The sequence below is a fragment of the Paracoccus sp. (in: a-proteobacteria) genome, from assembly GCF_030604785.1.
In the GTDB taxonomy this organism is placed as follows: Bacteria; Pseudomonadota; Alphaproteobacteria; order Rhodobacterales; family Rhodobacteraceae; genus Paracoccus.
Genome location: NZ_JAUVVF010000039.1, coordinates 1 through 21,895 on the forward strand (window position 1 = coordinate 1; position 21,895 = coordinate 21,895).

Here is a 21,895-nt window from a genome sequence, read left to right on the forward strand (position 1 = left end):
AAGGCCCGGATCGAGGATGATCTGGTCACGTTCAGCGTCGATACGACCGGCGAATCGCTGCACAAGCGCGGCCACAAGCAGGCCGTCGCCAAGGCCCCGCTGCGCGAGACGATGGCCGCCATGTTCCTGCGCGAGATGGGTTACGACGGCAGCCAGCCGGTGCTGGACCCGATGTGCGGCTCGGGCACCTTCCCCATCGAGGCGGCCGAGATCGCGCTTGGCCTTGCGCCCGGACGCAGCCGCGATTTCGCCTTTCAGCAGCTTGCCAGCTTCGATCCCGCCGCATGGGAGGCGCTGCGCCAGCCGCCCGCCTTGCGTGCCGTGCCGGCGCAGTTCTTCGGCAGCGACCGCGATCCGGGCGCGATCCGCATGAGCATCGCCAATGCTGAACGCGCGGGCGTCGATGCGGTGACGCGCTTCGCCGTTTCTGCCGTGACCGAGCTCGAGGCCCCCGATTGCGCGCCGGGCCTGATCATGCTGAACCCGCCTTACGGGACGCGGATCGGCAACAAGGGGCCACTGTTCGGCCTGCATGCCCAGATGGGCGAGCGGTTCCGCAGCCACTTCCCCGGCTGGCGCGTCGGCATGGTCACGACCGAGGCCGGGCTGGCCCGCGCGACCGGCCTGCCCTGGCAGGAACCCGGACCCATCGTCGCGCATGGCGGGCTGAAGGTGCGGCTGTGGCGGACGGGGCCGCTCTAGCGGAACTGCTTGGCCAGTTTCAGGCCCTGTCCCTGATAATTCGAGGCGATGTCCTGCCCGTAAAGCCGCTCGGGCCGGGCGCGCATCTTTTCATAGACCAGACGCCCCACCACCTGCCCGTGTTCCAGCACAAAGGGCGCCTCGTGGCAGCGCACCTCCAGCACGCCGCGCGCGCCCGCGCCTTGCGTGCCGATCCCGAAACCCGGATCGAAGAAGCCCGCGTAATGGACGCGGAATTCGCCCACCATCGCCAGATAGGGCGCCATCTCGGCGGCGTAATCGGCCGGGATCGCCACCGATTCGCGGCTGACCAGGATGTAGAAGGCCCCCGGATCCAGGATCAGCCGCCCCTCGGTCGAACGCAGCTCGTCCCAGAAATCGCGCGCGTCATAGGCGCCGATCCGGTCCAGATCGATCACCCCGCTATGGGGCCGGGCGCGGTAGCCGACCAGATCGCCCGAAGCAGGCCTCAGATCGACCGAAAAGCCCAGGCCCTGATCGATCAGCGCGGGCGCACCGCCCACCAGAGGCGTCGCCTCGTGCAGCGCGGCCAGCGCGGCATCGTCCAGAACCGCCTGACCCGCGCGCAGGCGCAACTGGTTCAGGCGCATCCCCGGACGCACCAGAACGGAAAAGCTGCGCGGACAGATCTCGGCATAGAGGGGGCCGTCATAGCCCTCGGGCAGACGGTCGAACTCGGTCCCGTCATCGGTGACAAGCCGCGTCAGCAGGTCCAGCCGCCCGGTCGACGACTTGGCATTGGCCACCGCCGACATGCCGCGCGGCAGGCGCACGCGCTCCATCAGCGGGATCAGGTAGACGCAGCCGCGTTCCAGCACCGCGCCCTGCGACAGGTCCATCTGGTGCATCCGGAAATCGTCCAGCCTGTCGGCCACACGCCGCCCCTTGCCCGCCAGAAAGCTGGCGCGCAGGCGATAGGCGGTGGTGCCAAGGCGCAGATCCAGACTGGCGGGCTGGATCTGTTCGGGGATCACCGGCAGGTCGGCGGAAATCTGGCCCGAGGCGATCAGGGCGCGGATGTCGAAATCGGGCAGCACGCCGTTCATGCCATGACCTTTGCAAGCAGGGGCCGGAAAAGGGAAACGCCCATCCCCGGCAGGAGATGGGCGTTTTCGGAATGGTCGGGCCGGCGAGATTCGAACTCGCGGCCTTCCGCCCCCCAGACGGACGCGCTAACCAGGCTGCGCCACGGCCCGACGCGCACCGTATAGAGCGGATTCAAGGGGCTGCACAAGGGCCGCGATGCGGAAATCGTCACCAAAACGCAAAAGCCTTCAGAGCGGCCGGGCAGGGATCAGCCCCAGCCGCCGCCCAAGCGCCACGGCCCCGCCCAGCCGCGCCTCGACCGGGCCGGGCTGGCTCAGCGCGCGGTGCAGCGCGACCAGAGAGGTCAGCCATTCGCCCTGCGGCAGGGACGCGGCTGCGGCCGGCGGCGCTGCGACCGCTGCGGGCGCCGGGTCGGTCACGGGGTCGGGTGCTGTCAGCCCCTCGAACAGCGGCAGAGAGCGGTCGGCGCGGCTATCGCTTCTGGGGGGCATGGTCGTCGCCTCGGGCTGGGGGGCGGGTTCGGGGCCTGGGGGCGGGGTCTGGGACGCGACGCCCAGATGGGCCAGCCCGCGCTGGCGCACGGCCTCGCCCCGGTCGGCGGCGATCAGCTTGCGCGCACCCCGGATCGTCAGCCCGTCATCGCGCAGAAGCACGCGCAGCCCGGCGGCCAGCCGCACGTCGTCGGGCCGGTAATAGCGCCGACCGTCAGGCCGCTTCATCGGCTTCAGTTGCGTGAATTGCGTTTCCCAGTAGCGCAGCACATGGGGCGGAACACCGATCAGGCTGGCGACCTCTCCGATCGACCTGAATGCGTCATCGCCCTTTTGCATGGCCCCGTTGTCAGCCCTTGCGCTTGTTGCCGGCGGCAACGCGGTCCTTCATCAGATGCGAGGGACGGAAGGACAGCACGCGGCGCGGCGTGATCGGCACTTCCTCGCCGGTCTTGGGATTGCGCCCGATCCGTTCGTTCTTGTCGCGCACCGAGAAGGTGCCGAAGGACGAGATCTTGACCTGCTGCCCCTCGACCAGAGCGTCCGAGATATGGTTCAGAACGCTTTCGACCAGCTGCGCGGATTCGTGCCGCGACAGTCCCACATCGCGGAAAACCGCCTCGGCAAGATCCATGCGGGTGAGTGTCTTGTCGCCCATGCTCGTTCCCCAATCGTCGTGGCAAAGGATGGGCCTGTTTGCCCCGACTGTCAACGGATCGGGCGGGGATATCGTTCCCCGCCCGATACTTGCATGATGCAAAGCCGGATCAGCCGGCGCAGGCCTCGATCGCGGCAAGGTCCGGCCCATCGGGCGTGCGGCCCAGGTTGAACGGCGCCGAGGCATCGCGCCAGGTCGCGTAATCCTGCAGATACGAGATCATGCTGGCATAGACCTTGGCCGAATCGGGGTTCTCGCAGGCGACCTGCTCGATCGTCTCGTTCGCCATCTCCTGGATGCGCGCCAGGGTCTCGTCGTCCAGACGGTTGATCTCGATCCCGGCTTCCTCGAACTGGCGATAGGCTTCGTTGGCGCGGCGCTCGGTGAAGGACAGCGACCACAGAAGCGTGGCATCGGCGGCGATCTTCAGGCGGTCCTGCGTGGCTTCGTCCAGCGCATCCCAGGCATCCTTGTTGATCATCACCCCGAAGACCGAGGCCGATTGGTGCCAGCCCGGCGTCGACCAGTAGCGGGTCACCTGATGGAAGCCGCCCGAGAAGTCCACGTTCGGCGTCGAGAATTCGGCCCCGTCGATCACGCCGCGTTCCAGCGACTGATAGATCTCGCCCCCGGCCATGCTGACCTGGCTGCCTCCCAGTTTCTCAAGCAGACGGCCCTGTTCCAGACCCGACAGGCGCAGGCGCAGGCCCTGCAGATCCTCGGTCGTGCGGATCGGCTGGCTGACGGTGCGGAAGCCCGATTCGTTGTTGGTCACGCCATAGGGCAGATAGACCATGCCGAACTGGCCGTAGATCTCGTTATAGAGATCCGCGCCGCCCCATTCCTTGATCCAGTTGACGTAATCCACCGCGTTGAACAGGCTGGCCGTCGTCGCCAGCGGCGAGAAGGCGCTGTTGCGGCCCGCCCAGTAGCCGGGCCAGTCCGCGCCCGCCTGGATCGTGCCCGATTCGACCGCGCCGAAGACTTCGCCCGGCGGAACAAGGCTGCCGCCATCGTAGAAGTCGATCGTCAGCGTGTCGCTGTCGACCAGCTTGCCGACCATCTCGACCCAGTATTTGTCGATCTCGATCAGCTCCAGGCTCGAAGGCCAGGTCGAGGTCATGGTCCATGTCGTCGCCATCGCGGGCGTGGCCAATGTCAGCGCCAGAGCGGCGGTGGACAGCAATTTGGTCATGTTTCAGAGCCTCCTCGTTGAAAAAGTCGTCAGCCATAGAGCGCGGCGGGCAGCCACGTCACCAGGGTCGGGAACAGGATCATCGCCGCGCACATCAAGAGGACCATCACGATGAAGGGCAGAACGCCCATGATGATCTCGCCTGTCTTGACCTCGGGCGGAGCGATGGCACGCATGTAGAACAGCGCATAACCGAAGGGCGGCGACAGAAAGCTGGTCTGCAGCACGACCGCCATCAGCACCACGAACCACAGCGGGTCCACGCCCATCTCGTTCACCAGCGGCAGGAAGATCGGGAAGGACAGCAGCACGATCCCCGTCCAGTCGAGGAACATCCCCAGGATGAACACGACCAGCAGCATCACCGCGATCAGCGTATAGGGGTCGTCGGCCAGTCCGCGGATCAGGTCCTGGCTGGCGCGCAGGCCACCGGTGATGTTGAAGACGCCGGTGAAGGCCGTGGCACCGACCACGATGAACAGGATCATGGCGCTGGTGCGGCCCGTCTCCAGCAGCGCGGAATAGAAGGTCGCCCACCGGAAACGCCCGCGCGCGATCACGATCATCAGCGCCAGAGCGGCGCCGATGGCGCTGGCCTCGGTCGCGGTGGCGATCCCCGCCAGCAGCGAGCCCAGGATGCCCAGGATCAGGACCAGAGGCGGCACGGCCTCGATCAGCAGCAGCTTCCACATCGCGGCGCGCGACAGTGCCTCCTCCTCGCGCACGGGGGGCGCCCAATCGGGGCGGATGCGGGCGATCACGGCGACATAGATCGCGTAGAGCACGCCCAGCAGCAGCCCGGGCACCATCGCGCCGGCGAAAAGCTGTCCCACCGACAGGCCCGGCGCGTAGGACGCCATCAGGATCAGCATGATCGAGGGCGGGATCAGGATGCCGAGGCAGCCCGAGGCGCCGATCAGCCCCGTCGCCAGCCGCCGGTCATAGCCGTATTGCAGCATCGGACGCAGCGCCATCACGCCCATCACGGTGATCGAGGCGCCGATGATGCCCGTCGTCGCGGCCAGCAGGATCGAGATGAACACGACCGCAAGGCCAAGCCCGCCCTTCACCCGCGCCATCAGGTGGCGCAGCGCCTCGAACATGCGGTCGGTCACGCCGCTGTCGGACAGGAATCGCGCCATTAGCACGAAAAGCGGAATGGCGATCAGGACGTAATTGTCCAGCACGTCGCCAAAGACGCGGCTGATCACGATGTTCAGCACTTGCGGGCGATCCGCGATGAAGGCGCCCAGAACCGCCGTGCCGCCCAGGACCAGCGCCAGCGGATGGCCCATGAACAGGCCCAGCAGCAGCAGGCCCGACATGATGAGGGCGATCATTTCACCGGACATCGGCGGGCTCCGCGATATGGGGGGCGCGGTTCAGCACCAGCTTCAGCACCTCGCTGACGCCCTGCGCCAGCAGCAGGCAGGCGGCGACGAACATTGCCATCTTCAGCGGATAGACGGGCAGCTGCATCGCGCCCACGGTCATCTCGCCCTGCCGCCACGAGGTCATGGCGAAGTTGTAGCTGCGGGTGGTGAAGATCCACGCGAAGGGGAAGAAGAAGACGACATAGCCCGCCACCTCGACCCAACGGCGCAGGGTCGGGCGCATCCGCGCCGTCAGCAGATCGACCCGCACATGCGCCTGATGGCGCAGCGCATAGCCGCCCAGCATGATGAAATAGAAGCCGTAAAGCTGCTTCGTGACGTCAAAGGCCCACCGCGTCGGCTGGCCCATCACATAGCGCATGAAGACGTCGTAGATGATAATCCCGGCGAAAACGATCGCGACGACCGAAACGATGCGGCCGACAAGCTCGTTCACCCCGTCGATCAGACGGATGAGCGGCATGTTTCTGAAACCTCCCCAAGGTCGGCGGATGCGTCATGCTGCATCTGCACAGACAGGAGTGTTCAAAAGCCCGCGCACGGTGTCAACTGCCGGAAATGCCGTTACGGAAGATTTTACCGTGACGTAACGGAAATTGCAGGAAAACGCAGGTTTCTCCGCAGGGTTGTGCGCCTACCAGCGCAGCACGACCGATCCCCAGGACAAACCGCCGCCGATCGCCTCGGTCACGATGACCTGTCCGGGCTCGAAGCGCCCTTCGGCATCGGCCACGGCCAGGGCCAGCGGGATCGACGCGGCCGAGGTGTTGCCGTGATCAGCCACCGTCAGCACCACTTTGTCCATCGGCAGCTGCATCTTCTGCGCGGTCGCGGTGATGATGCGCATGTTCGCCTGATGCGGGACCAGCCAGTCGACGTCCTCGGGCGTCAGGCCGGCCTTGTCCAGCGCGTCATGGGCGGTGCGCGCCAGCTTTTCGACCGCGTGGCGGAAGACCAGATTGCCCTGCATCCGCAGATGGCCCGCCGTCCCGGTCGAGGACACGCCGCCATCCACATGCAGCAATTCGCGATAGCGCCCGTCGCTGTTCAGGTCGCTGGCCAGGATGCCGCGATCGTCGCTGGTGCCCGCGCCTTCCTGCGCCTCCAGAACCACGGCGCCTGCGCCGTCGCCGAACAGCACGCAGGTGCCCCGGTCGGTCCAGTCCATGATCCGCGAGAAAGTCTCGGCCCCGATCACCAGGATGCGGCGGGCCAGCCCCGCGCGCAGCATCGCATCGGCATTGGCCAGCGCAAAGACGAAGCCCGCGCAGACCGCCTGCACGTCATAGGCAAAGCCACGCGTGACGCCCAGGCCCTGCTGGACCATCGTGGCGACCGCCGGAAAGGTGAAGTCGGGCGTCGAGGTCGCCAGCACGATCCCGTCGATATCGTCCGCGCCCAGACCTGCCCGATCCAGCGCGATGCGCGAGGCGCGGATCGCCAGGTCGCTGGTCATCTGGCCCTCGGCGGCGAAATGGCGCCGCTCGATCCCGGTGCGGGTGCGGATCCATTCGTCGGACGTGTCGAGCTTGTCCTCGAACCAGGCATTCTCGACGATGCGCTCGGGCAGGTAATGCCCGGTGCCTGTGATGACGGAACGAATGGTCAATGCGCGGCTCCTGAATCGCCGGTTGCGGCGGGGTTGGCTTGAGCGATGCGCGCGGCCAGCCGGTCCTGAAAGCCGGATTTCGTCAGGGTGAAGGCCAGCTTGATCGCAGCCGAGACGCCGGTCGCATCGGCCGAGCCATGCGATTTAACCACCGTGCCGTTCAGGCCCAGAAAGATCCCGCCATTCACACGGCGCGGGTCGATCCGCTTCTGAAGGCGGCGCAGCGAGGTCATCGCCAGAAGGGCTGCGAATTTGGACATGATCGAGTTCGAGAAGGCCTCCTTGAGGAAGTCTCCTACAAGCTTGGCGGTCCCCTCGCCGGTCTTCAAGGCGATGTTGCCGGTAAATCCGTCCGTCACGATGACATCGACGCGAGCCGAGGGCAGATCGCCCCCCTCGACAAAGCCGACATAGTCGAATTGCGATTCGGAGGCGACCGCGCGGATCATCTCGTCCGCCTGCTTCAGTTCGGTCCGGCCCTTGTGCTCCTCGGTCCCGACATTCAGCAAGCCGACGCGCGGCCGGGTCACGCCAAGGCCGTTGCGCGCATAGGACGCGCCCATCTGGGCATATTGCAGCAGGTCATGCGCGTCGGCGCGGATATCGGCACCCACGTCCAGCATGATGTTGAAGCCCTGCGGATTGCGCGAGGGCCACAGGCAGGCAATGGCCGGCCGGTTCACGCCGGGCAGCTTGCGCAGGCGCAGCATCGACAGCGCCATCAGCGCGCCGGTATTGCCACAGGACACGGCCGCGCTGGCCTCGCCCGAGCGCACCGATTCGATGGCGCCCCACATGGAGCTGCCGCCGCCCTTGCGGACGACCTGGCTGGGCTTGTCATCCATCGTCACGACCGAGGCCGCGTGCCGGATGTCGCAGCGTCCCGCCAACGCCTTGCGGCGGCCGACAAGGCCGCGCAGGGTCGTTTCGTCGCCATGGACGATAAAGCTGATCTCGGGATTCTTGGCGGCACTTGCCGCCATTCCCGCCACGACCGCAGCCGGGCCGCGATCGCCGCCCATCGCATCCACCGATATCACCACCTTGCCCCCGGTCTCAGGGGCGCGGGGCATGGATTGGGGCGCGTGATCGACGCTCATCGCAGGGCCGGTCGCCAGGGATCAGGCCGCGTCGTCGTCCAGGTCGATCTCGTTGGCCTGGGCCACGACCTCGCGCCCGGCATAATGGCCGCAGGACGGGCAGACGTGGTGCGGGCGCTTCAGCTCGCCGCAATTCGTGCATTCGTTCGGGTTGCCCGCAACCAGCGCATCATGCGCGCGGCGCATGTTGCGTTTCGAGCGGGTTACGCGATTCTGAGGGACAGCCATGTCACCACCTCGGTTGTCTTGGTGCGACGCAGGAACGCCTTGGCACCGTAGGATTTGAATTCGTAAATGAACCGCGCAGATACGCGATCAACGTCCCGCCCGCAAGCCCTCGCTGCGGCGGGGCCACAGGTTTATTCGGACAAGGTTGCGCGTCTGATGCGAATTAGTCGCTGCAGCCCGTGCTGGCAACCCGTCATCGCGGCGGGGCGGGCGAATCGCTGCCGATCCGGCAGGCGGCCCTAGCCATCGCCCTTGAGCAGCTTGTCCAGCCCGGCAAAGGGGCGGCGCGTATCCTCGGCCGGTTCGGGCTCGTCCTCGGGGGCGGCCAGCTCGGCGCCCTCGGCGCGCGGATAGGGCGGCAGGGCCAGGGCCAGCGCCTCGATCATGGCGGCTGTCAGGTCGATGAAGGCGCCAAGCGGCTCCAGCGTCTCGTCGCCCATCTCGACCTCGTCGCCCTCGGGCGCGGCCAGATGGGGCGAATAGCGCAGGCGCACGGGTTCGGAAATCTCGCTGCGCACGGGTTTCAGCGTGACGACGCAGGCCTGCGTGACGCGCGCGGCCAGTCGCCCGTCCAGCCGCCAGCCCTGTGCGCCCTCGGCCCGGACCTCGCCCCGGAATTCCAGTTTCGGCAGCGCCTCGACGCCCAGCTCGTCGGCGATGGCGGCGCGCGTCTCGCCATCGGGGCGCAGCAGAAAGGGCGTGGCCGCGTTCGGGTTCAGATGCGCGACGCGCAGGCGCTGCGGATGGGCCTGCGGATCGGTGCGGTTCCGGTCTGGCGGCGTCTGGGGCAAGGGCTTTCCTGAAAGGCTCGGGCGGCCCGACGGGGCCGCGGATTGTCATTCTTGAGCGTCGTGGCCGAGTTTGCTAGGCAGGGCAGGCCGCGTCAACCGCCCCCGGTCGGCGCCACAGGGAAAGGGCCTCGCCACATGCCAACCGTCAAGCGCCTGCTCGGCTTCGTGATCGTTGCAGTCCTGGGTCTGGCCGCCTGCTCTCCCGTATACCGCAATCACGGCTATGTGCCGCCAGAGATCGAACTGGCGCAGGTCCAGCCGGGCCAGACCCGCGTGGACGACCTGCCCGAACTGATCGGCAGGCCCTCGGCGCAGGGGCTTCTGACCGGGTCGGGCTGGTATTACGTCGGCTCGCGCTGGCGCGAATACGGCGCGCTTCCCCCGCGCGAGGTCGAACGACAGGTCGTCGCCGTGTCCTTCGCGCCCAACGGCGTGGTCAGCAATGTGGAACGCTTCGGGCTGGAACGCGGCCGTGTCGTCACTCTGTCGCGTCGCGTGACCGAAGGCGGCGTGACCGAGATCTCGCTAATCGGCCAGCTTCTGGGCAATCTGGGCAACTTCCAGGCCAGCGACTTCATCGAGTAAGGCCGGCGGCTCAGGCCGCCCGCACCAGATCGCCCGCCAGCCTGTGCAATTCGTTGCGATAGCCCGTCCGGGCCGAGGGCTGGTCGGGGTTCGAGGTCATCGCCACGACCACCGCAGGCGCCCGCCGCGCGGCCGGGAAGACATAGACCATCTGCCCGCCATAGCCCCAGCCATAGCGGACCTCGCGCCCGCCGATCCGGCCCAGGAACCAGCCATAGCCATAGCCCTGCCCGCTGAAGATCGAGGCCGTGCGCGCCTGCCAGCTTTCCTCGATCCACGAGGCCGGGATTACCTGCCGCCCGCCCGCGCGCCCGCCCTCGGCATAGGTCGCGCCGAAGGCCAGCAGCGACCGCGTGCTCATCGCCATCTGGTTGCCGCCCAGATAGATGCCCTGCGGATCACGGTCCCAGCCGGTGATGCGGAAGCCGGGGATCGGCCCCAGCCAGTCGCGTGCCACCTGCATCAGGGGCCGCCCTGTCACCCGCGTCAGGATCGCCGCCACCAGATGGGTCGAGGCCGTGGAATATTGCATCCGCCCGCCCGGATCCTGCGTGAAGGGCGCGGCCAGGGCGGCGCGCACCCAGTTCGGGCTGCTGACCCAACGGCCATAATTCTGGCCCGACTGACGCTCCAGCCCGGCCTGCATGGACAGAAGATGGCCAAGCGTGATTCGCTCCAGCCGCGGGTCGGGATTGCGCGGCAGGTCGGCGCGCAGCAGGGGCGCGATGGGCTGGTCCGCGCCTTCCAGCAGGCCGCGCCCGACAGCGATGCCCGCCAGCGCCGAGATCACCGATTTCGAGGCCGACTTGATGTTCGTGGGCCGGTCCGGGTCGAAACCGTGATAGCCGCGCGCGGCGATTTCCTCGCCGTCGCGCCACAGGGCGATGGCGCGCAGGGGGTCCAGCGCGTCGCCTCGGCCAAGCAGGGGGGTCAGGCCCGCACGGGCCAGCGAAGGCGCCGCCAGCACCGGAAGGGTGGCGGCGGCGGACAGGATCAGGGATCTGCGATTCATCTGCACAATATCGCGCGGATCGGCGCTGCGGCGTAATCACGCTTGCGTGGGCGGGCGCGCGGTCTTGCCCGCCGGGCGCGGGCCGACTAGGGCAGGTGCGTCGCCACCGATGAGGGCCCTGATATGACCGCGCTGGACGAGCTTGCCACCACCCCCTTTCACGACGCCGACGCGCCGTTGCGCGCGCGGATGCTGTCGCGGCTGGCCGATACGGAACTGTTCGTGGCCCTGGTGCGCGAGCCGCATGACGACCGGGTGGAATTGCAGCTCTTCCCGCTGGACGGCGTGAGCGTCGCGCTGGCCTGCGATGCCGAGGATCGGCTGGCGGGCTTCTTCGGCGCGCCCGTCGCCTATGCCGCCATGCCGGGCCGGGCGCTGGCCGCGCTGTTGCGGACCGAAGGCGCGGGCCTGCTGGTCAATCCGGGCGCGGCGTCGGAAATGCTGCTGGATGCCGGGATGCTGGACTGGCTGACCGGCGCCCTGGCCGCCGAGCCGCAGCCCGACGAGGCGCGGCTGCGCCTGACCGGCCCGCATCCCGACACGGTCGCGGCCCTGGCCGAACCGCTTGGCGCGCGGCTTCTGGACATGCATGCCCTGATCTCGGGCGCGGCTTTGGCCGGTATCGCGGGGGGCGGCCATGTGCTGCTGATCGCGGGCGCGGCCGCCGACCGCCAGCCCGCCATCGCCAAGGCCCTGGCCGAGGCGCTGGCCTTCCTGCCGCCGCAATCGGGCGGCGTCGATATCAGCTTCAGCGACGCGCCTCCGCCCGCGACCGCCCTGCGCTTCGACCTGACGCCTCCGCAGGCAGAGCCGCCCGCGCCGCGCCCCAAGGGGCCTCCGATCCTGCGCTGAGACGCGGGTGCGGTTGCACGCCGCGCCTCAACCTGCGACAAGGACGGCCATGCAATTGCGTCACAAGGCCCTGTCCGTCCATCTTCTGACCGCCTCGGGTGCGGTCCTCTCGATGCTGGCCATGCTGGCGGCCGCCAATGCCGAATGGTCGCTGATGTTCCTGTGGCTGGTGGTCGCCTTCGTGGTGGACGGGATCGACGGCCCGCTGGCCCGGCGGTACGAGGTCAAGCGCAACTGGCCCGCCTATGACGGGCAGCTGATGGACCTGATCATCGATTACCTGACCTATGTCTTCATCCCCGCCTTCGCGCTGTTCCAGTCGGGGCTGCTGGCGGGCTGGACGGGCTGGTTCGCGATCATCGTCATCGTCTTCGGCAGCGTCGTCTATTTCGCCGATACCCGCATGAAGACGCGCGACAATTCCTTTGCGGGCTTTCCGGGCTGCTGGAACATGGTCGTGCTGGTCCTCTTCGCCACCCAGCCGGTCTGGGAGGTGATCCTGCTGATCGTCTCGGTCCTGACCATCGCGATGTTCACCAACATCAAGTTCATCCACCCCGTCCGCACCGAACGCTGGCGCGCCGTGTCGCTGCCCGTGGCCGTGGCCTGGGTGGTTTTTGCGGGCTGGGCGGCGTGGCTTGATTTCGACGCGCCCGCGCTGGTCGTCGGCGGGCTGATCGCCACCTCGATCTGGCTGCTGGTGGCCGGTGCCGCGCAGCAGCTGATCCCGCCGCGCCGGGGCTGACCGCAATTGGAATGGCAGGCCGAGGGCACCGTCCTGACGCGCCGCCCCCATGGCGAGAACGCCGTGATCATCGACGTGCTGACCGCAGAACATGGCCGCCATGCCGGCCTTGTGCCGGGCGGAGCGTCGCAGAAGCGCGCCGCGATGCTGCAGCCGGGGGCGCGGCTGGCCCTGCGCTGGCGGGCGCGGCGCGATGACCAGCTGGGCACCCTGACGGCCGAGCCCCTGCGCCTGCGCGCGGGCCTGATGGCCGACCCTCTGGCGCTGGCCGGTCTGAACGCGGTCTGTGCGCTTCTGGTCTTTGCCCTGCCCGAACGCGACCCCCATCCCAGGCTGGCTTTGGCGACCGAGCGGCTGCTGGACCTGATGGATCGCGCCGCCGACTGGCCCGCCGATTACCTGGAGTGGGAGATGCTGCTGCTGGACGAGCTTGGCCTGGGCCTCGACCTGACGGCCTGTGCGGTGACCGGCGCACGCGAGGGGCTGGCCTATGTCAGCCCGCGTTCGGGGCGGGCGGTCAGCCGGGCGGGGGCGGGGGAATGGGCGGATCGGCTGCTGCCCTTGCCCGCGATCATGGGCGGGGCAGGCGACAATCGCGGCAGGGGTCTGGCCGAGGGCCTCGCCATCACCGGCCATTTCCTGCATGCGCGCCTGGCCGAGGAGATGGTTGGCCGCCCCCTGCCCGAGGCCCGCGCGCGCCTGCTGCGCCGGCTGGCCCGCTGAGATCGGGCGCGCCGCAGCGCGCCCGGCAGGATCACTGGTTGCCGCGCGCCTGCGACAGGGCGTCGGTTGCCATGTCGGCCGGACGGCCGCTTTCAAAGATCAGCCATGTCGGCCCCTTGATCCGCAGCACGCCGCCGAAATACTCCATCTCGTTCGCCTGTTGCAGGGCGTTCAGGTAACGCTGCTCGATCGCGGCGTCCTTGCAGTTCGTGACGCCGGTCGTCTGGATCGTCTCGAAGGCGACGGCGGGCAGCGGCACGGTGTTGCGCGCGGCGTAGCCGTTGCAGGGGGTGCGGCCCGACACGCCTTCGGGGCGCAGCGTCAGGGTGATGTTGCGCAGCGGCACGGTGCCGTTGCCGATCCCGACCAGCACGTAATCGTTGGCGGGCAGGCCGCCCATCGGATCGCCTGCGGGCTGGTTGTTGCAGGCGGCAAGCGTCATCGCGGCCAGGATCGGGGCGGCAAGGCGGAGGCTGGGCATCTTTTACTCCTTGACAGCGGGAAATACCGGACCGGATTAGACATCTTTTCCCCGTCGCGCCAGTCTCTTGCATGCGGGAATGACGCGGCGGTGGCGCGCAGGGGGCGCCGCAGGCACCCGCGCCGGGCCGGAACGCGCGATGGCTGCTGGATTTTTCCGACCCCGCCTGTGGCATCGCTGCCGCGCGGCGTTGCCCAATTCCCACAGCCAGAGGGGCAAACCCTTGGCATGGATCATCTTTTCGTCAGCCCCGGACCGCCCCGCGCGATTCGTGGCCTTTTCCTTTCCCGGCGCGGCCTGTAGCGTCCGCCGCATGTTCGGACTGGAGCTCTGGCAAATCCTGGCGGCCATCGGGGTCACTGCCTTCGCGGGCTTCGTCAAGGGCGCGTTGGGCTTTGCCATGCCGATGATCATGATCTCGGCCTTCGGCTCGATCATGCCCGCCATGGTCGCGCTGGCCGCGATGATCCTGCCCACGCTGATCACCAACGTGCAGCAGAGCTTTCGCGACGGTCGCCAGGCCGCCATCGGCTCGATCCGCAAGTTCCGGCTGCATATCGCGATGGTGGCGCTGTTCATCTGCGTCTCGGCGGGCTTTGCGACCGCGATCCCGCAATGGCTGATGTATGGGCTTCTGGGCGTGCCGATCACCGCCTTTGCGATCTGGCAATTGTCGGGCCGGCCGCTGGTCCTGAACCTGCGCCACCGGAAACGGGCCGAGGCCGTCTCGGGCGTCATCGGCGGGCTTTACGGCGGCATTTCCGGGATCTGGGGGCCGCCGCTGATCGTCTATCTGCTGTCCATCGGCACCGACAAACGCGAACAGGTGCGCGTGCAGGGCGTCGTCTTCCTGATCGGCGCGGTGGTGCTGACCGGGGCGCATCTGGTCTCGGGCGTGCTGAACCCGGCGACGCTGCCCCTGTCCGCGCTGCTCTGCCTGCCCGCCATTGCCGGCATGAAGGCGGGCTTTGCCTTGCAGGACCGGCTGGATGTGGCGCAGTTTCGCCGCTGGACGCTGATCCTTCTCATCCTGACCGGGCTGAACCTGATCCGTCGCGCCCTTGAAACCGGACCTTTCGCATGACCGACCCTGCCGACCTGACCGCCCGCCTGATCCGCTGCCCCTCCGTCACCCCCGAGGAAGGCGGCGCGCTGACCCTGCTGGACGCGCTTCTGCGCGAGGCCGGGTTCGAAACCCGTCGCATCGACCGGAACGGCACGCCGAACCTGTTCGCGCGCTGGGGCGCCAAGGGTGCGCGGACCTTCGGCTTCAACGGCCATACCGATGTTGTTCCGACCGGCGATCCGGCATCCTGGACGCATCCGCCCTTTTCCGGCCATGTCAAGGATGGCGTGATCTGGGGGCGCGGCGCGACCGACATGAAATCGGGCGTCGCGGCCTTCGTCGCCGCCGCCATCGACTTCACCCGCCAGACGCCCCCCGACGGCGCCGTCATCCTGACCCTCACCGGGGACGAGGAAGGCCCCGGCCGCGACGGCACCATCGCCATCCTCGACTGGATGGAGGAGGCGGGCGAACGCATGGATGTCTGCATCGTGGGCGAGCCGACCAATCCCGACCTGATGGGCGAGATGATGAAGATCGGCCGCCGGGGGTCCGCCACCTTCACCATCGCGGCGCGCGGCGTGCAGGGCCATGCCGCCTATCCGCATCGGGCCAAGAACCCGCTGCACGCGCTGACGCGGATGCTGGCCGAACTGACCACCGCGCCGCTGGATCAGGGCACCGCGCATTTCGACCCCTCGGGCCTGCAGATCACCACGATCGATTGCGGCAACCCGGCCTCGAACGTGATCCCGGAAACGGCGCGGGCGGTGGTGAACATCCGCTTCAACGACCTGCATACCGGCGCCTCGCTGACAGAACGCCTGCGCGACCACGCCGCCCGGATCAGCGCGGAAACCGGCGTCACGCTGACGGTCGAGGCCCAGATCTCGGGCGAGGCCTTCCTGACCGCACCCGGCCCCTTTGTCGATCTGGTCCGCGATGTCGTGGGCCTTGAGACCGGGCGCCAGCCGGTCCTGTCCACCTCGGGCGGGACCTCGGATGCGCGTTTCGTCAAGGATCACTGCCCGGTCGTGGAATTCGGCCTTGTCGGCCACCACATGCACCAGATTGACGAACGCGTGCCGGTGGAACAGGTCCACCAGCTGAAGGCGATCTATCAGCGCATCCTGGAACGGTATTTCGCATGATCATCGAGGAAACTGCGGATCTGGCGGCCTGCCACGCCCTGCGCCGCCGCGTCTTCATCGAGGAACAGAACGTCCCCGAAGCCGACGAGATGGACGATCTGGACGCCATGGCCGTCCACCTTCTGGCGCATGAGGACGGCCAGCCCCTTGGCACGGCGCGGCTGATCCTCAAGGGCGACACGGGCAAGATCGGCCGCGTCGCGGTTCTGGCCGAGGCGCGCGGGCGCGGCCTTGGTGCGGCGCTGATGCGGGCCGCGCTGGACGCGCTGCGGGCGAGGCCCGGCATCCGGCGCGCCTCGCTGTCGTCGCAGACCCATGCGATCGGGTTCTACGAGAAACTGGGCTTTGCGGCGCATGGCCCGGTTTACGACGATGCGGGCATCCCGCATCGTGACATGAGCCGCGAACTCTGATCGCGGGCCGCGCGTTGCGCTTGATGACAAGGCAGGACATGACCCAGATCCCCAGCAAGGCCCAGATCCTCGAATGGGTGGCCGACAACCCCGAGGCCAATTCCAAGCGCGACATCGCCAAGGCCTTCGGCATCAAGGGCGCCGCCCGGATCGAGCTGAAGCGCCTGCTCAAGGAGATGGAGGCCGAGGGCGCGCTGGAACGCCGCCGCCGCCATTATCTGGACGCCGAGGCGCTGCCCCCGGTCACGGTGCTGGAACTGCTGGCCCCCGACGGGTCGGGCGATCTGTTCGCGCGGCCGCTGGAATGGCGGGGCGAGGGCGCGCTGCCGCGAATCCTCTACCTGCCGCGCCGGACCGATCCCGCGCTGGGCCGGGGCGACCGCTTTCTGGGCCGCTTGATCGCCGTCCAGGCCGAGGATCACAATTACGAGGCCCGGCTGATCCGCCGCATCACCGCCAGCGCGAACCGCATCACCGGCATCTTCCGCCGCGAAAGCCAGGGGGGCCGCATCCTGCCCATCGACAAGGGGCAGGACAAGGAATGGCGCGTGCGCGAGGATGCGACCCTTGGCGCCGAGGATGGCGAACTGGTCCAGGCCGAACAGATGGGCCCCCGCGCGCGCCTTGGCCTGCCGCTGGCCCGGATCATCGAACGTCTGGGCGATGCCTCGGCGCCCCGCGCGGTCAGCCTGATCGCGATCCACCAGCACGGCATCCCCGACGAATTCCCCGAAACCGTCCTGAAAGAGGCCGAGGCCGCCACCCCCGCCCCCGTCCAGGGGCGCGAGGATCTGCGCGACCTGCCGCTGGTCACGATCGACCCCTCGGATGCGCGCGACCATGACGACGCCGTCGCTGCCCGGATCGAGGATGACGGCGGCGCGACGATCTGGGTCGCCATCGCCGATGTCGCCCATTACGTCCGCCCCAACAGCGCGCTGGACCGCGAGGCATGGAAGCGCGGCAACTCGACCTATTTCCCCGACCGCGTCGTGCCGATGTTGCCCGAGGCCCTGTCGGCCGATCTCTGCTCGCTGCATGAAGGCGTGGACCGCCCCGTCATCGCGGTGCGGATGCGGCTGGATGCCCAAGGCAACAAGGTCAGCCACAAGTTCCACCGCGGCATCATGCACAGCCGCGCCAGCCTGGCCTATGAACAGGCCCAGGCGGCCGCCGACGGCAATCCCGACGACCAGACCGCGCCGCTGATCGACAGCGTGATCCGCCCGCTCTGGCACGCTTACGGCCTGCTGCGGGACGCCCGCTCGCGGCGTCAGCCGCTGGATCTGGACCTGCCCGAACGCCGGATCGAACTGACCCCGGATGGCCGCGTGCAGTCGGTCAATTTCCGCGAACGCTTCGACGCCCACAAGCTGATCGAGGAATTCATGGTCCTCGCCAATGTCGCGGCCTCCGAGGAACTGACCCGGCGCGGCAAGCCGCTGCTGTTCCGCGTCCACGAAGAACCCAGCCTCGACAAGATCGACGCCCTGCGCGAGGTGGCGCAGGCTTCTGGCTTCACCTTGGCCAAGGGTCAAGTGCTGATGACCAGCCACCTGAACCGCCTGCTGGCCCAGGCCGAAGGCAGCGATTTCGACGAACTCATCAACATCTCGACCCTGCGTTCCATGACGCAGGCCTATTACCACCCCGAGAATTTCGGCCATTTCGGGCTGGCGCTGAAAAGCTACGCGCATTTCACCTCGCCCATCCGACGCTATGCCGATCTGGTCGTGCATCGCGCGCTGATCTCGGCCCATGGCTGGGGCAAGGACGGGCTGGACGAGGCCCAGATCGAGCGCCTGCCCGAGACCGCCAAGCATATCAGCGAGACCGAGCGCCGCAGCATGGCCGCCGAACGCGACACGACCGACCGCTATCTGGCGGCCTGGCTGTCCGAACGCGTTGGCTCCGAGATGACCGGCCGGATCAACGGCGTGCAGAAATTCGGCGCCTTCGTGCGGCTGGACGAAAGCGGCGCGGACGGGCTGCTGCCGATCCGGTCGATCGGGCAGGAATATTTCCATTACGACCCCGCGACCCAGACCCTTCTGGGCAGCGATACCGGGCTGGAAATCGGCATCGGTCAGCGCGTGACCGTGCGTCTGGCCGAGGCCGTGCCGATGACCGGCGGGCTGACGCTGGAATTGCTGGAACTTGACGGCCAGCCCCTGCCGCGCGGCCCGCAGAAGGGCCGCCGGGGCCGCAGCCCGGGCCGCGTCTCGACCAAGGCGCGGCTGGCCGAAATCAAGCGCGCCTCGAAACGTCGGCGCAAGCGCGACTGAGGCAGGGCGCCTTCTGCTTCACTCAGATTCTGGTCGTCGGAGGGCAAAGCGCCCCCGGCTGTCCCATCCGCATGGACAAACCAGGAAGGGGCCATGCAACCCGTCAGGCCGAACAGGATCACCGGGACCGACAGGGATGGCCGAGGTCAATCCGCCCGCTTTTCGGTCGCCGTCAACAGACCCAGAGGCCTATCCCTACCATCGTCAGCTTTCGCGAAAGGCGCGGTTGAAGTAATCGGTCAGCGGCTTCATCAGATAGGCCAGCGGGCTGCGTTCCGAGGTGCGGATGTAGATCTCGACCGGCATCCCCGGAACCAGAACCAGCCCGCCCAGCCGGGCCAGTTCCTCGGGCGGGATGGTGATCTCGGCGCGGTAAAAGGGCGCGCCGGTCGTCGGATCGGTCAGCGCATCGGCCGAAACCCGTTCCAGCCGGCCCGTGATCTCGGGCGTGGTGCGCGCCGAAAAGGCCGAGAACCGCAGCGAGACCGCCTGCCCGATCTGCAATTCGTCCACATTGATCGTGGCGATCCGCGCGCCGATCTGCAGCGGCCGGTCCTGCGGCACCAGATACAGAAGCGGCTCGGCGCCGCGCACGACCGAACGCGGGGTCGTCACCTGCATGTTGTGGACGATCCCCGCGACCGGCGCGCGGATCTCCAGCCGGGCGATGCGTTCGGCCAGCGCCCGGCGCCGTTCGGCCAGTTCCAGTTCGCGATAGCCCAGATCGCGCAGCTCGGTCTCGGCCTGCTCGCGCCGCGCCGCGCCAAGGCGCAGGCTCTGGATGCCGATCTCGGTGCGCCGGATCTGCGCCGCCGCCCGCTGCGCCTGCAGCGCGCCCAACTCTCCCTCAAGGCGAGCGGCCTCACGCTCCAGCGCCAGCACGCGCGAGGCCTGCGCCAGACCGCGATCCAGCAGGCTGCGCTGGTCGCGCAATTCCTGCCCGATCAGCGTGCCCTGCGTCGACAGCGCCCGCATCTGCGCGTCGATCCCCGCGATCTCCGAGCCGATCTGCTCCGATTGGGTGGCCAACTGCTCCAGCGACTGGCGCAGCGTCTCGCGGCGCGACAGGAAGAGGCTCGTCTGCCCCTCGATCAGGCTGGCCAGCGCGGGCTGTTCCGCCGCGCCTGCGGCCAGCTCGTCGGGGAAATCCGGGGCCTCGGCCTCGTCCCGCTCGGCCTCCAGCCGGCCGCGGCGGGCGAGAATCTCGAAATACTGTCCCTCGACGATGGCCAGTTCGGATTGCAGCAGTGCCCCGTCCAGCGCGATCAGCAGATCGCCCGCCGCGACCGTCATGCCCTCTGACGCGGCGATGCGCGCGACGACCCCGCCATCGGGGTGCTGGACGACCTGACGCTGCTGCTCGACCTCGACCTGGCCGCTGGCGACGACCGCGCCGCTGATCCGCGCGCCGGTGCCCCAGAGTGCAAGCCCCGCCACCAGCACCGCCAGCGCCAGAAGCCCCACCAGAACCGGCGCGCGGACCGGCCAGCCCTGTTCGCCATCGCCGCTCATGTCACGCCTCCCTGCCGCCCGGCCTCTTGCGCGCGCAGGATCTGTGCCGAGTTCTCGACCATCTCCTGCAGCACGCGGTCGCGCGGCCCGAAGGCGCGCCGCCAGCCCTGTTCCAGCACCAGAAGCAACTCGCATTCGTTGATCGCGGCCGGGCGATGCGCCATGATCACCACCGCGCCGCCCTGCGCCTTGATCCGCCGGATCGCGCGGTTCAGCGCCTCGGATCCCTGATTGTCCAGATTGGCGTTCGGCTCGTCCAGAACCAGCATCACCGGGTCGGGATAAAGCGCCCGCGCCAGCCCTATCCGCTGGATCTGCCCGCCCGAGAGCCGCCCGCCCGTCTGGCTGATCCGCGTGTCATAGCCCTGCGGCAGGTCCAGGATCATCTGATGCGCATCCGCCGCCTGGGCCGCGCGGACCACGCGGTCGGCATCGGGATGGGGGTCCAGCCGGGCGATGTTCTCGGCGATGGTGCCGTCGAACAGCGTCACCTGCTGCGGCAGATAGCCGATCAGCGCGCCCAGCATGTCGGGCGCATATTGGTCCAGCGTCGCGCCGCCCAGCCGCACCTGTCCCGAGGCCGGCGCCCAAGCCCCGATCAGCGCGCGGGCCAGCGTCGACTTGCCCGCTCCGGACGCGCCGATCACCCCGAGCGCCTGACCCGGCCCGATCGCCAGCGACACGCCCCGCAGGACCGGCACCGCCTCGCCCGGCGGCGCGACGGTCAGGTTGCGCACCTCGATCCGTGCCTCGGGGCGGGGCAGGGGGGTGCGCGGCGCCTCGGGCGGGTTGCGCCCCAGCAGCCCCGCCAGCCGCGCCCAGCCATCCTGCGCCGCCTGCACCGAGGGCCAGCCGCCGACCAGCTGGTCGATCGGTGCCAGAGCGCGGCCCATCATGATGGAACTGGCGATCATCGCGCCCGGCGTCAATTCGTTGCGCAGCACCAGCCAGGCCCCCGCCGCCAGCAGCGCGCTTTGCAGGAACAGCCTGAAACTGCGCGAGAACACCGCCATGCCCGCGCCGCGATCCGCGCCAGCCACCGCATGACGCTGCGCCTGATCGCGCAGGGCCCGCCAGCGGCGATGCGTGGCGCCCTGCATGCCAAGCGCGCCCACGGCCTCGCCTTGGTCGCGGAACAGATCGGCCATGCGCTGCGCCTGCGCCGCCGACAGGGCGGCATTCTGCAACGGCGCGCGCGTCAGGCGCCGCGTCGCCACCATCGCCAGCACCAGCACCACGCCGCCGACCAGCGCCACCGCGCCCAGAAGCGGGTGAAACACGAAGATCACCGCCAGAAACAGCGGCGCCCAGGGCAGGTCGAACAGCGCCATCAGCACCGGCGAGGCCAGAAAGCGCCCCACCGCATCCAGATCGCGCAGCCCGCCGGTGGCGGCCTCGGCCTCCTGCCGCACCGCGCCCTCGCGCAGGGCGGCGGCGAAGACGCGCCCTTCGATCCGCTGCTGGAAGCGCGCCGCCACGCGGGTCATCACCCGGTTGCGCGACCAGTCCAGCACCCCCATCAGCAGATAGAGAAACGCCACCAGCAGGAACAGCGCCGCCAAGGTCTCGACCGAGCGCGAGGCCAGCACCCGGTCATAGACCTGCAGCATGAAGACCGGCCCGGTCAGCATCAGCAGGTTCACCACCGCCGAGAACAGCCCGATCGCCAGGACAAGGCCCAGCCCCGCCGCACGCGCCCTGCGCAATTCCTCGGCGCCGCGCGCGAAACCCGCCTCGAATGACATCGTTGACAATACCCTTTCGCGCCGGTTTCCGCCCAGCCGGGCCGTGGCCCGCAGACAGGGCTTGCCCGGCCCCGGCGCCAGACCTATCA

At 68.6% G+C, this 21,895-nt stretch carries 23 protein-coding genes and 1 tRNA gene; 9 read left to right on the forward strand and 15 right to left on the reverse strand.

What is annotated here, in order from left to right:
• Nucleotides 1–702, forward strand: a 702-nt coding sequence (locus tag QAR72_RS12450; protein ID WP_442953580.1) for a THUMP domain-containing class I SAM-dependent RNA methyltransferase, incomplete at its 5' end; no start/stop codon positions are given.
• Here QAR72_RS12450 and QAR72_RS12455 read toward each other — a convergent pair.
• The 11 genes from QAR72_RS12455 to QAR72_RS12505 form a co-directional block, all read right to left on the reverse strand.
• Nucleotides 699–1,769: a 2'-deoxycytidine 5'-triphosphate deaminase gene (locus tag QAR72_RS12455; protein WP_304617701.1), complete on the reverse strand. Its 1,071-nt coding sequence runs from the start codon at nucleotides 1,767–1,769 to the stop codon at nucleotides 699–701. The genes QAR72_RS12450 and QAR72_RS12455 overlap by 4 nt on opposite strands.
• Nucleotides 1,770–1,841: 72 nt before the next feature.
• Nucleotides 1,842–1,919: transfer RNA gene (locus tag QAR72_RS12460), tRNA-Pro, on the reverse strand.
• Between the two features lie 78 nt (nucleotides 1,920–1,997).
• Nucleotides 1,998–2,600, reverse strand: a complete 603-nt coding sequence (locus tag QAR72_RS12465) for a MerR family transcriptional regulator (protein WP_304617702.1) — start codon at nucleotides 2,598–2,600, stop codon at nucleotides 1,998–2,000.
• 10 nt (nucleotides 2,601–2,610) lie between these two features.
• Entirely contained in the window at nucleotides 2,611–2,919 is a 309-nt protein-coding gene (ihfA, locus tag QAR72_RS12470) for an integration host factor subunit alpha (protein WP_304617703.1), read from the reverse strand.
• 109 nt (nucleotides 2,920–3,028) lie between these two features.
• A complete protein-coding gene (gene dctP, locus QAR72_RS12475) occupies nucleotides 3,029–4,114 on the reverse strand; it encodes a TRAP transporter substrate-binding protein DctP (protein WP_304617704.1) in 1,086 nt (361 codons plus the stop codon).
• A gap of 29 nt (nucleotides 4,115–4,143) precedes the next feature.
• Nucleotides 4,144–5,466 (reverse strand): TRAP transporter large permease, encoded by a 1,323-nt coding sequence (locus QAR72_RS12480; protein WP_304617705.1) that lies wholly within the window; start codon nucleotides 5,464–5,466, stop codon nucleotides 4,144–4,146.
• The gene (locus QAR72_RS12485) at nucleotides 5,456–5,971 is read right to left on the reverse strand and encodes a TRAP transporter small permease subunit (protein WP_304617706.1); all 516 of its coding nucleotides are present in this window, start codon (nucleotides 5,969–5,971) and stop codon (nucleotides 5,456–5,458) included. The genes QAR72_RS12480 and QAR72_RS12485 overlap by 11 nt, the downstream gene beginning before the upstream one ends.
• A gap of 171 nt (nucleotides 5,972–6,142) precedes the next feature.
• Nucleotides 6,143–7,117 carry a beta-ketoacyl-ACP synthase III gene (locus QAR72_RS12490; RefSeq protein ID WP_304617707.1) on the reverse strand — a complete coding sequence of 325 codons (975 nt, stop codon included), beginning with the start codon at nucleotides 7,115–7,117 and terminating at the stop codon, nucleotides 6,143–6,145.
• Nucleotides 7,114–8,217 carry a phosphate acyltransferase PlsX gene (gene plsX, locus QAR72_RS12495; protein ID WP_304617708.1) on the reverse strand — a complete coding sequence of 368 codons (1,104 nt, stop codon included), beginning with the start codon at nucleotides 8,215–8,217 and terminating at the stop codon, nucleotides 7,114–7,116. The genes QAR72_RS12490 and plsX overlap by 4 nt, the downstream gene beginning before the upstream one ends.
• A gap of 21 nt (nucleotides 8,218–8,238) precedes the next feature.
• Entirely contained in the window at nucleotides 8,239–8,445 is a 207-nt protein-coding gene (gene rpmF, locus QAR72_RS12500; RefSeq protein WP_304617709.1) for a 50S ribosomal protein L32, read from the reverse strand.
• A 239-nt stretch (nucleotides 8,446–8,684) separates the two neighbouring features.
• The gene (locus QAR72_RS12505) at nucleotides 8,685–9,236 is read right to left on the reverse strand and encodes a YceD family protein (RefSeq protein WP_304617710.1); all 552 of its coding nucleotides are present in this window, start codon (nucleotides 9,234–9,236) and stop codon (nucleotides 8,685–8,687) included.
• A gap of 135 nt (nucleotides 9,237–9,371) precedes the next feature.
• Between QAR72_RS12505 and QAR72_RS12510 the strand changes: the two genes are divergently transcribed.
• Nucleotides 9,372–9,821, forward strand: coding sequence for an outer membrane protein assembly factor BamE (locus QAR72_RS12510; protein WP_304617711.1), 450 nt, complete (start codon nucleotides 9,372–9,374; stop codon nucleotides 9,819–9,821).
• A 10-nt stretch (nucleotides 9,822–9,831) separates the two neighbouring features.
• Here the strand turns inward: QAR72_RS12510 and QAR72_RS12515 are convergent, their stop codons facing one another.
• Nucleotides 9,832–10,833 (reverse strand): serine hydrolase domain-containing protein, encoded by a 1,002-nt coding sequence (locus QAR72_RS12515; protein WP_304617712.1) that lies wholly within the window; start codon nucleotides 10,831–10,833, stop codon nucleotides 9,832–9,834.
• A gap of 123 nt (nucleotides 10,834–10,956) precedes the next feature.
• Between QAR72_RS12515 and QAR72_RS12520 the strand changes: the two genes are divergently transcribed.
• From QAR72_RS12520 to recO, 3 genes are read left to right on the forward strand one after another with little or no spacing between them, the layout of a single operon-like run.
• Nucleotides 10,957–11,685, forward strand: coding sequence for an SseB family protein (locus tag QAR72_RS12520; RefSeq protein WP_304617713.1), 729 nt, complete (start codon nucleotides 10,957–10,959; stop codon nucleotides 11,683–11,685).
• Between the two features lie 49 nt (nucleotides 11,686–11,734).
• A complete protein-coding gene (locus QAR72_RS12525) occupies nucleotides 11,735–12,430 on the forward strand; it encodes a CDP-alcohol phosphatidyltransferase family protein (protein ID WP_304617714.1) in 696 nt (231 codons plus the stop codon).
• 6 nt (nucleotides 12,431–12,436) lie between these two features.
• The gene (recO, locus tag QAR72_RS12530; protein WP_304617715.1) at nucleotides 12,437–13,153 is read left to right on the forward strand and encodes a DNA repair protein RecO; all 717 of its coding nucleotides are present in this window, start codon (nucleotides 12,437–12,439) and stop codon (nucleotides 13,151–13,153) included.
• A gap of 31 nt (nucleotides 13,154–13,184) precedes the next feature.
• Here recO and QAR72_RS12535 read toward each other — a convergent pair whose 3' ends face one another.
• Nucleotides 13,185–13,634 (reverse strand): META domain-containing protein, encoded by a 450-nt coding sequence (locus QAR72_RS12535; protein ID WP_304617716.1) that lies wholly within the window; start codon nucleotides 13,632–13,634, stop codon nucleotides 13,185–13,187.
• 313 nt (nucleotides 13,635–13,947) lie between these two features.
• Here QAR72_RS12535 and QAR72_RS12540 point away from each other — a divergent pair, with 313 nt between their 5' ends.
• Genes QAR72_RS12540 through rnr form a run of 4 tightly spaced genes read left to right on the forward strand, consistent with a single transcriptional unit; the run spans nucleotide 13,948 to nucleotide 18,549 of the window.
• Nucleotides 13,948–14,718, forward strand: coding sequence for a sulfite exporter TauE/SafE family protein (locus QAR72_RS12540; protein WP_304617717.1), 771 nt, complete (start codon nucleotides 13,948–13,950; stop codon nucleotides 14,716–14,718).
• Complete coding sequence (gene dapE, locus QAR72_RS12545) at nucleotides 14,715–15,851, forward strand: succinyl-diaminopimelate desuccinylase (RefSeq protein ID WP_304617718.1); 1,137 nt, start codon at nucleotides 14,715–14,717, stop codon at nucleotides 15,849–15,851. The genes QAR72_RS12540 and dapE overlap by 4 nt, the downstream gene beginning before the upstream one ends.
• Entirely contained in the window at nucleotides 15,848–16,264 is a 417-nt protein-coding gene (locus tag QAR72_RS12550; RefSeq protein WP_304617719.1) for a GNAT family N-acetyltransferase, read from the forward strand. The genes dapE and QAR72_RS12550 overlap by 4 nt, the downstream gene beginning before the upstream one ends.
• A 38-nt stretch (nucleotides 16,265–16,302) precedes the next feature.
• Nucleotides 16,303–18,549, forward strand: coding sequence for a ribonuclease R (gene rnr, locus QAR72_RS12555; RefSeq protein WP_304617720.1), 2,247 nt, complete (start codon nucleotides 16,303–16,305; stop codon nucleotides 18,547–18,549).
• Nucleotides 18,550–18,753: 204 nt separating this feature from the next.
• On the opposite strand, the gene QAR72_RS12560 is transcribed toward rnr, so the two are convergent.
• Together QAR72_RS12560 and QAR72_RS12565 are read right to left on the reverse strand one after the other, a co-directional pair.
• Nucleotides 18,754–20,061, reverse strand: a complete 1,308-nt coding sequence (locus QAR72_RS12560) for an HlyD family type I secretion periplasmic adaptor subunit (RefSeq protein ID WP_304617721.1) — start codon at nucleotides 20,059–20,061, stop codon at nucleotides 18,754–18,756.
• A complete protein-coding gene (locus tag QAR72_RS12565) occupies nucleotides 20,058–21,806 on the reverse strand; it encodes a type I secretion system permease/ATPase (RefSeq protein ID WP_304617722.1) in 1,749 nt (582 codons plus the stop codon). Before QAR72_RS12565 ends, QAR72_RS12560 begins: the two co-directional genes overlap by 4 nt.
• Nucleotides 21,807–21,895: the final 89 nt, after the last annotated feature.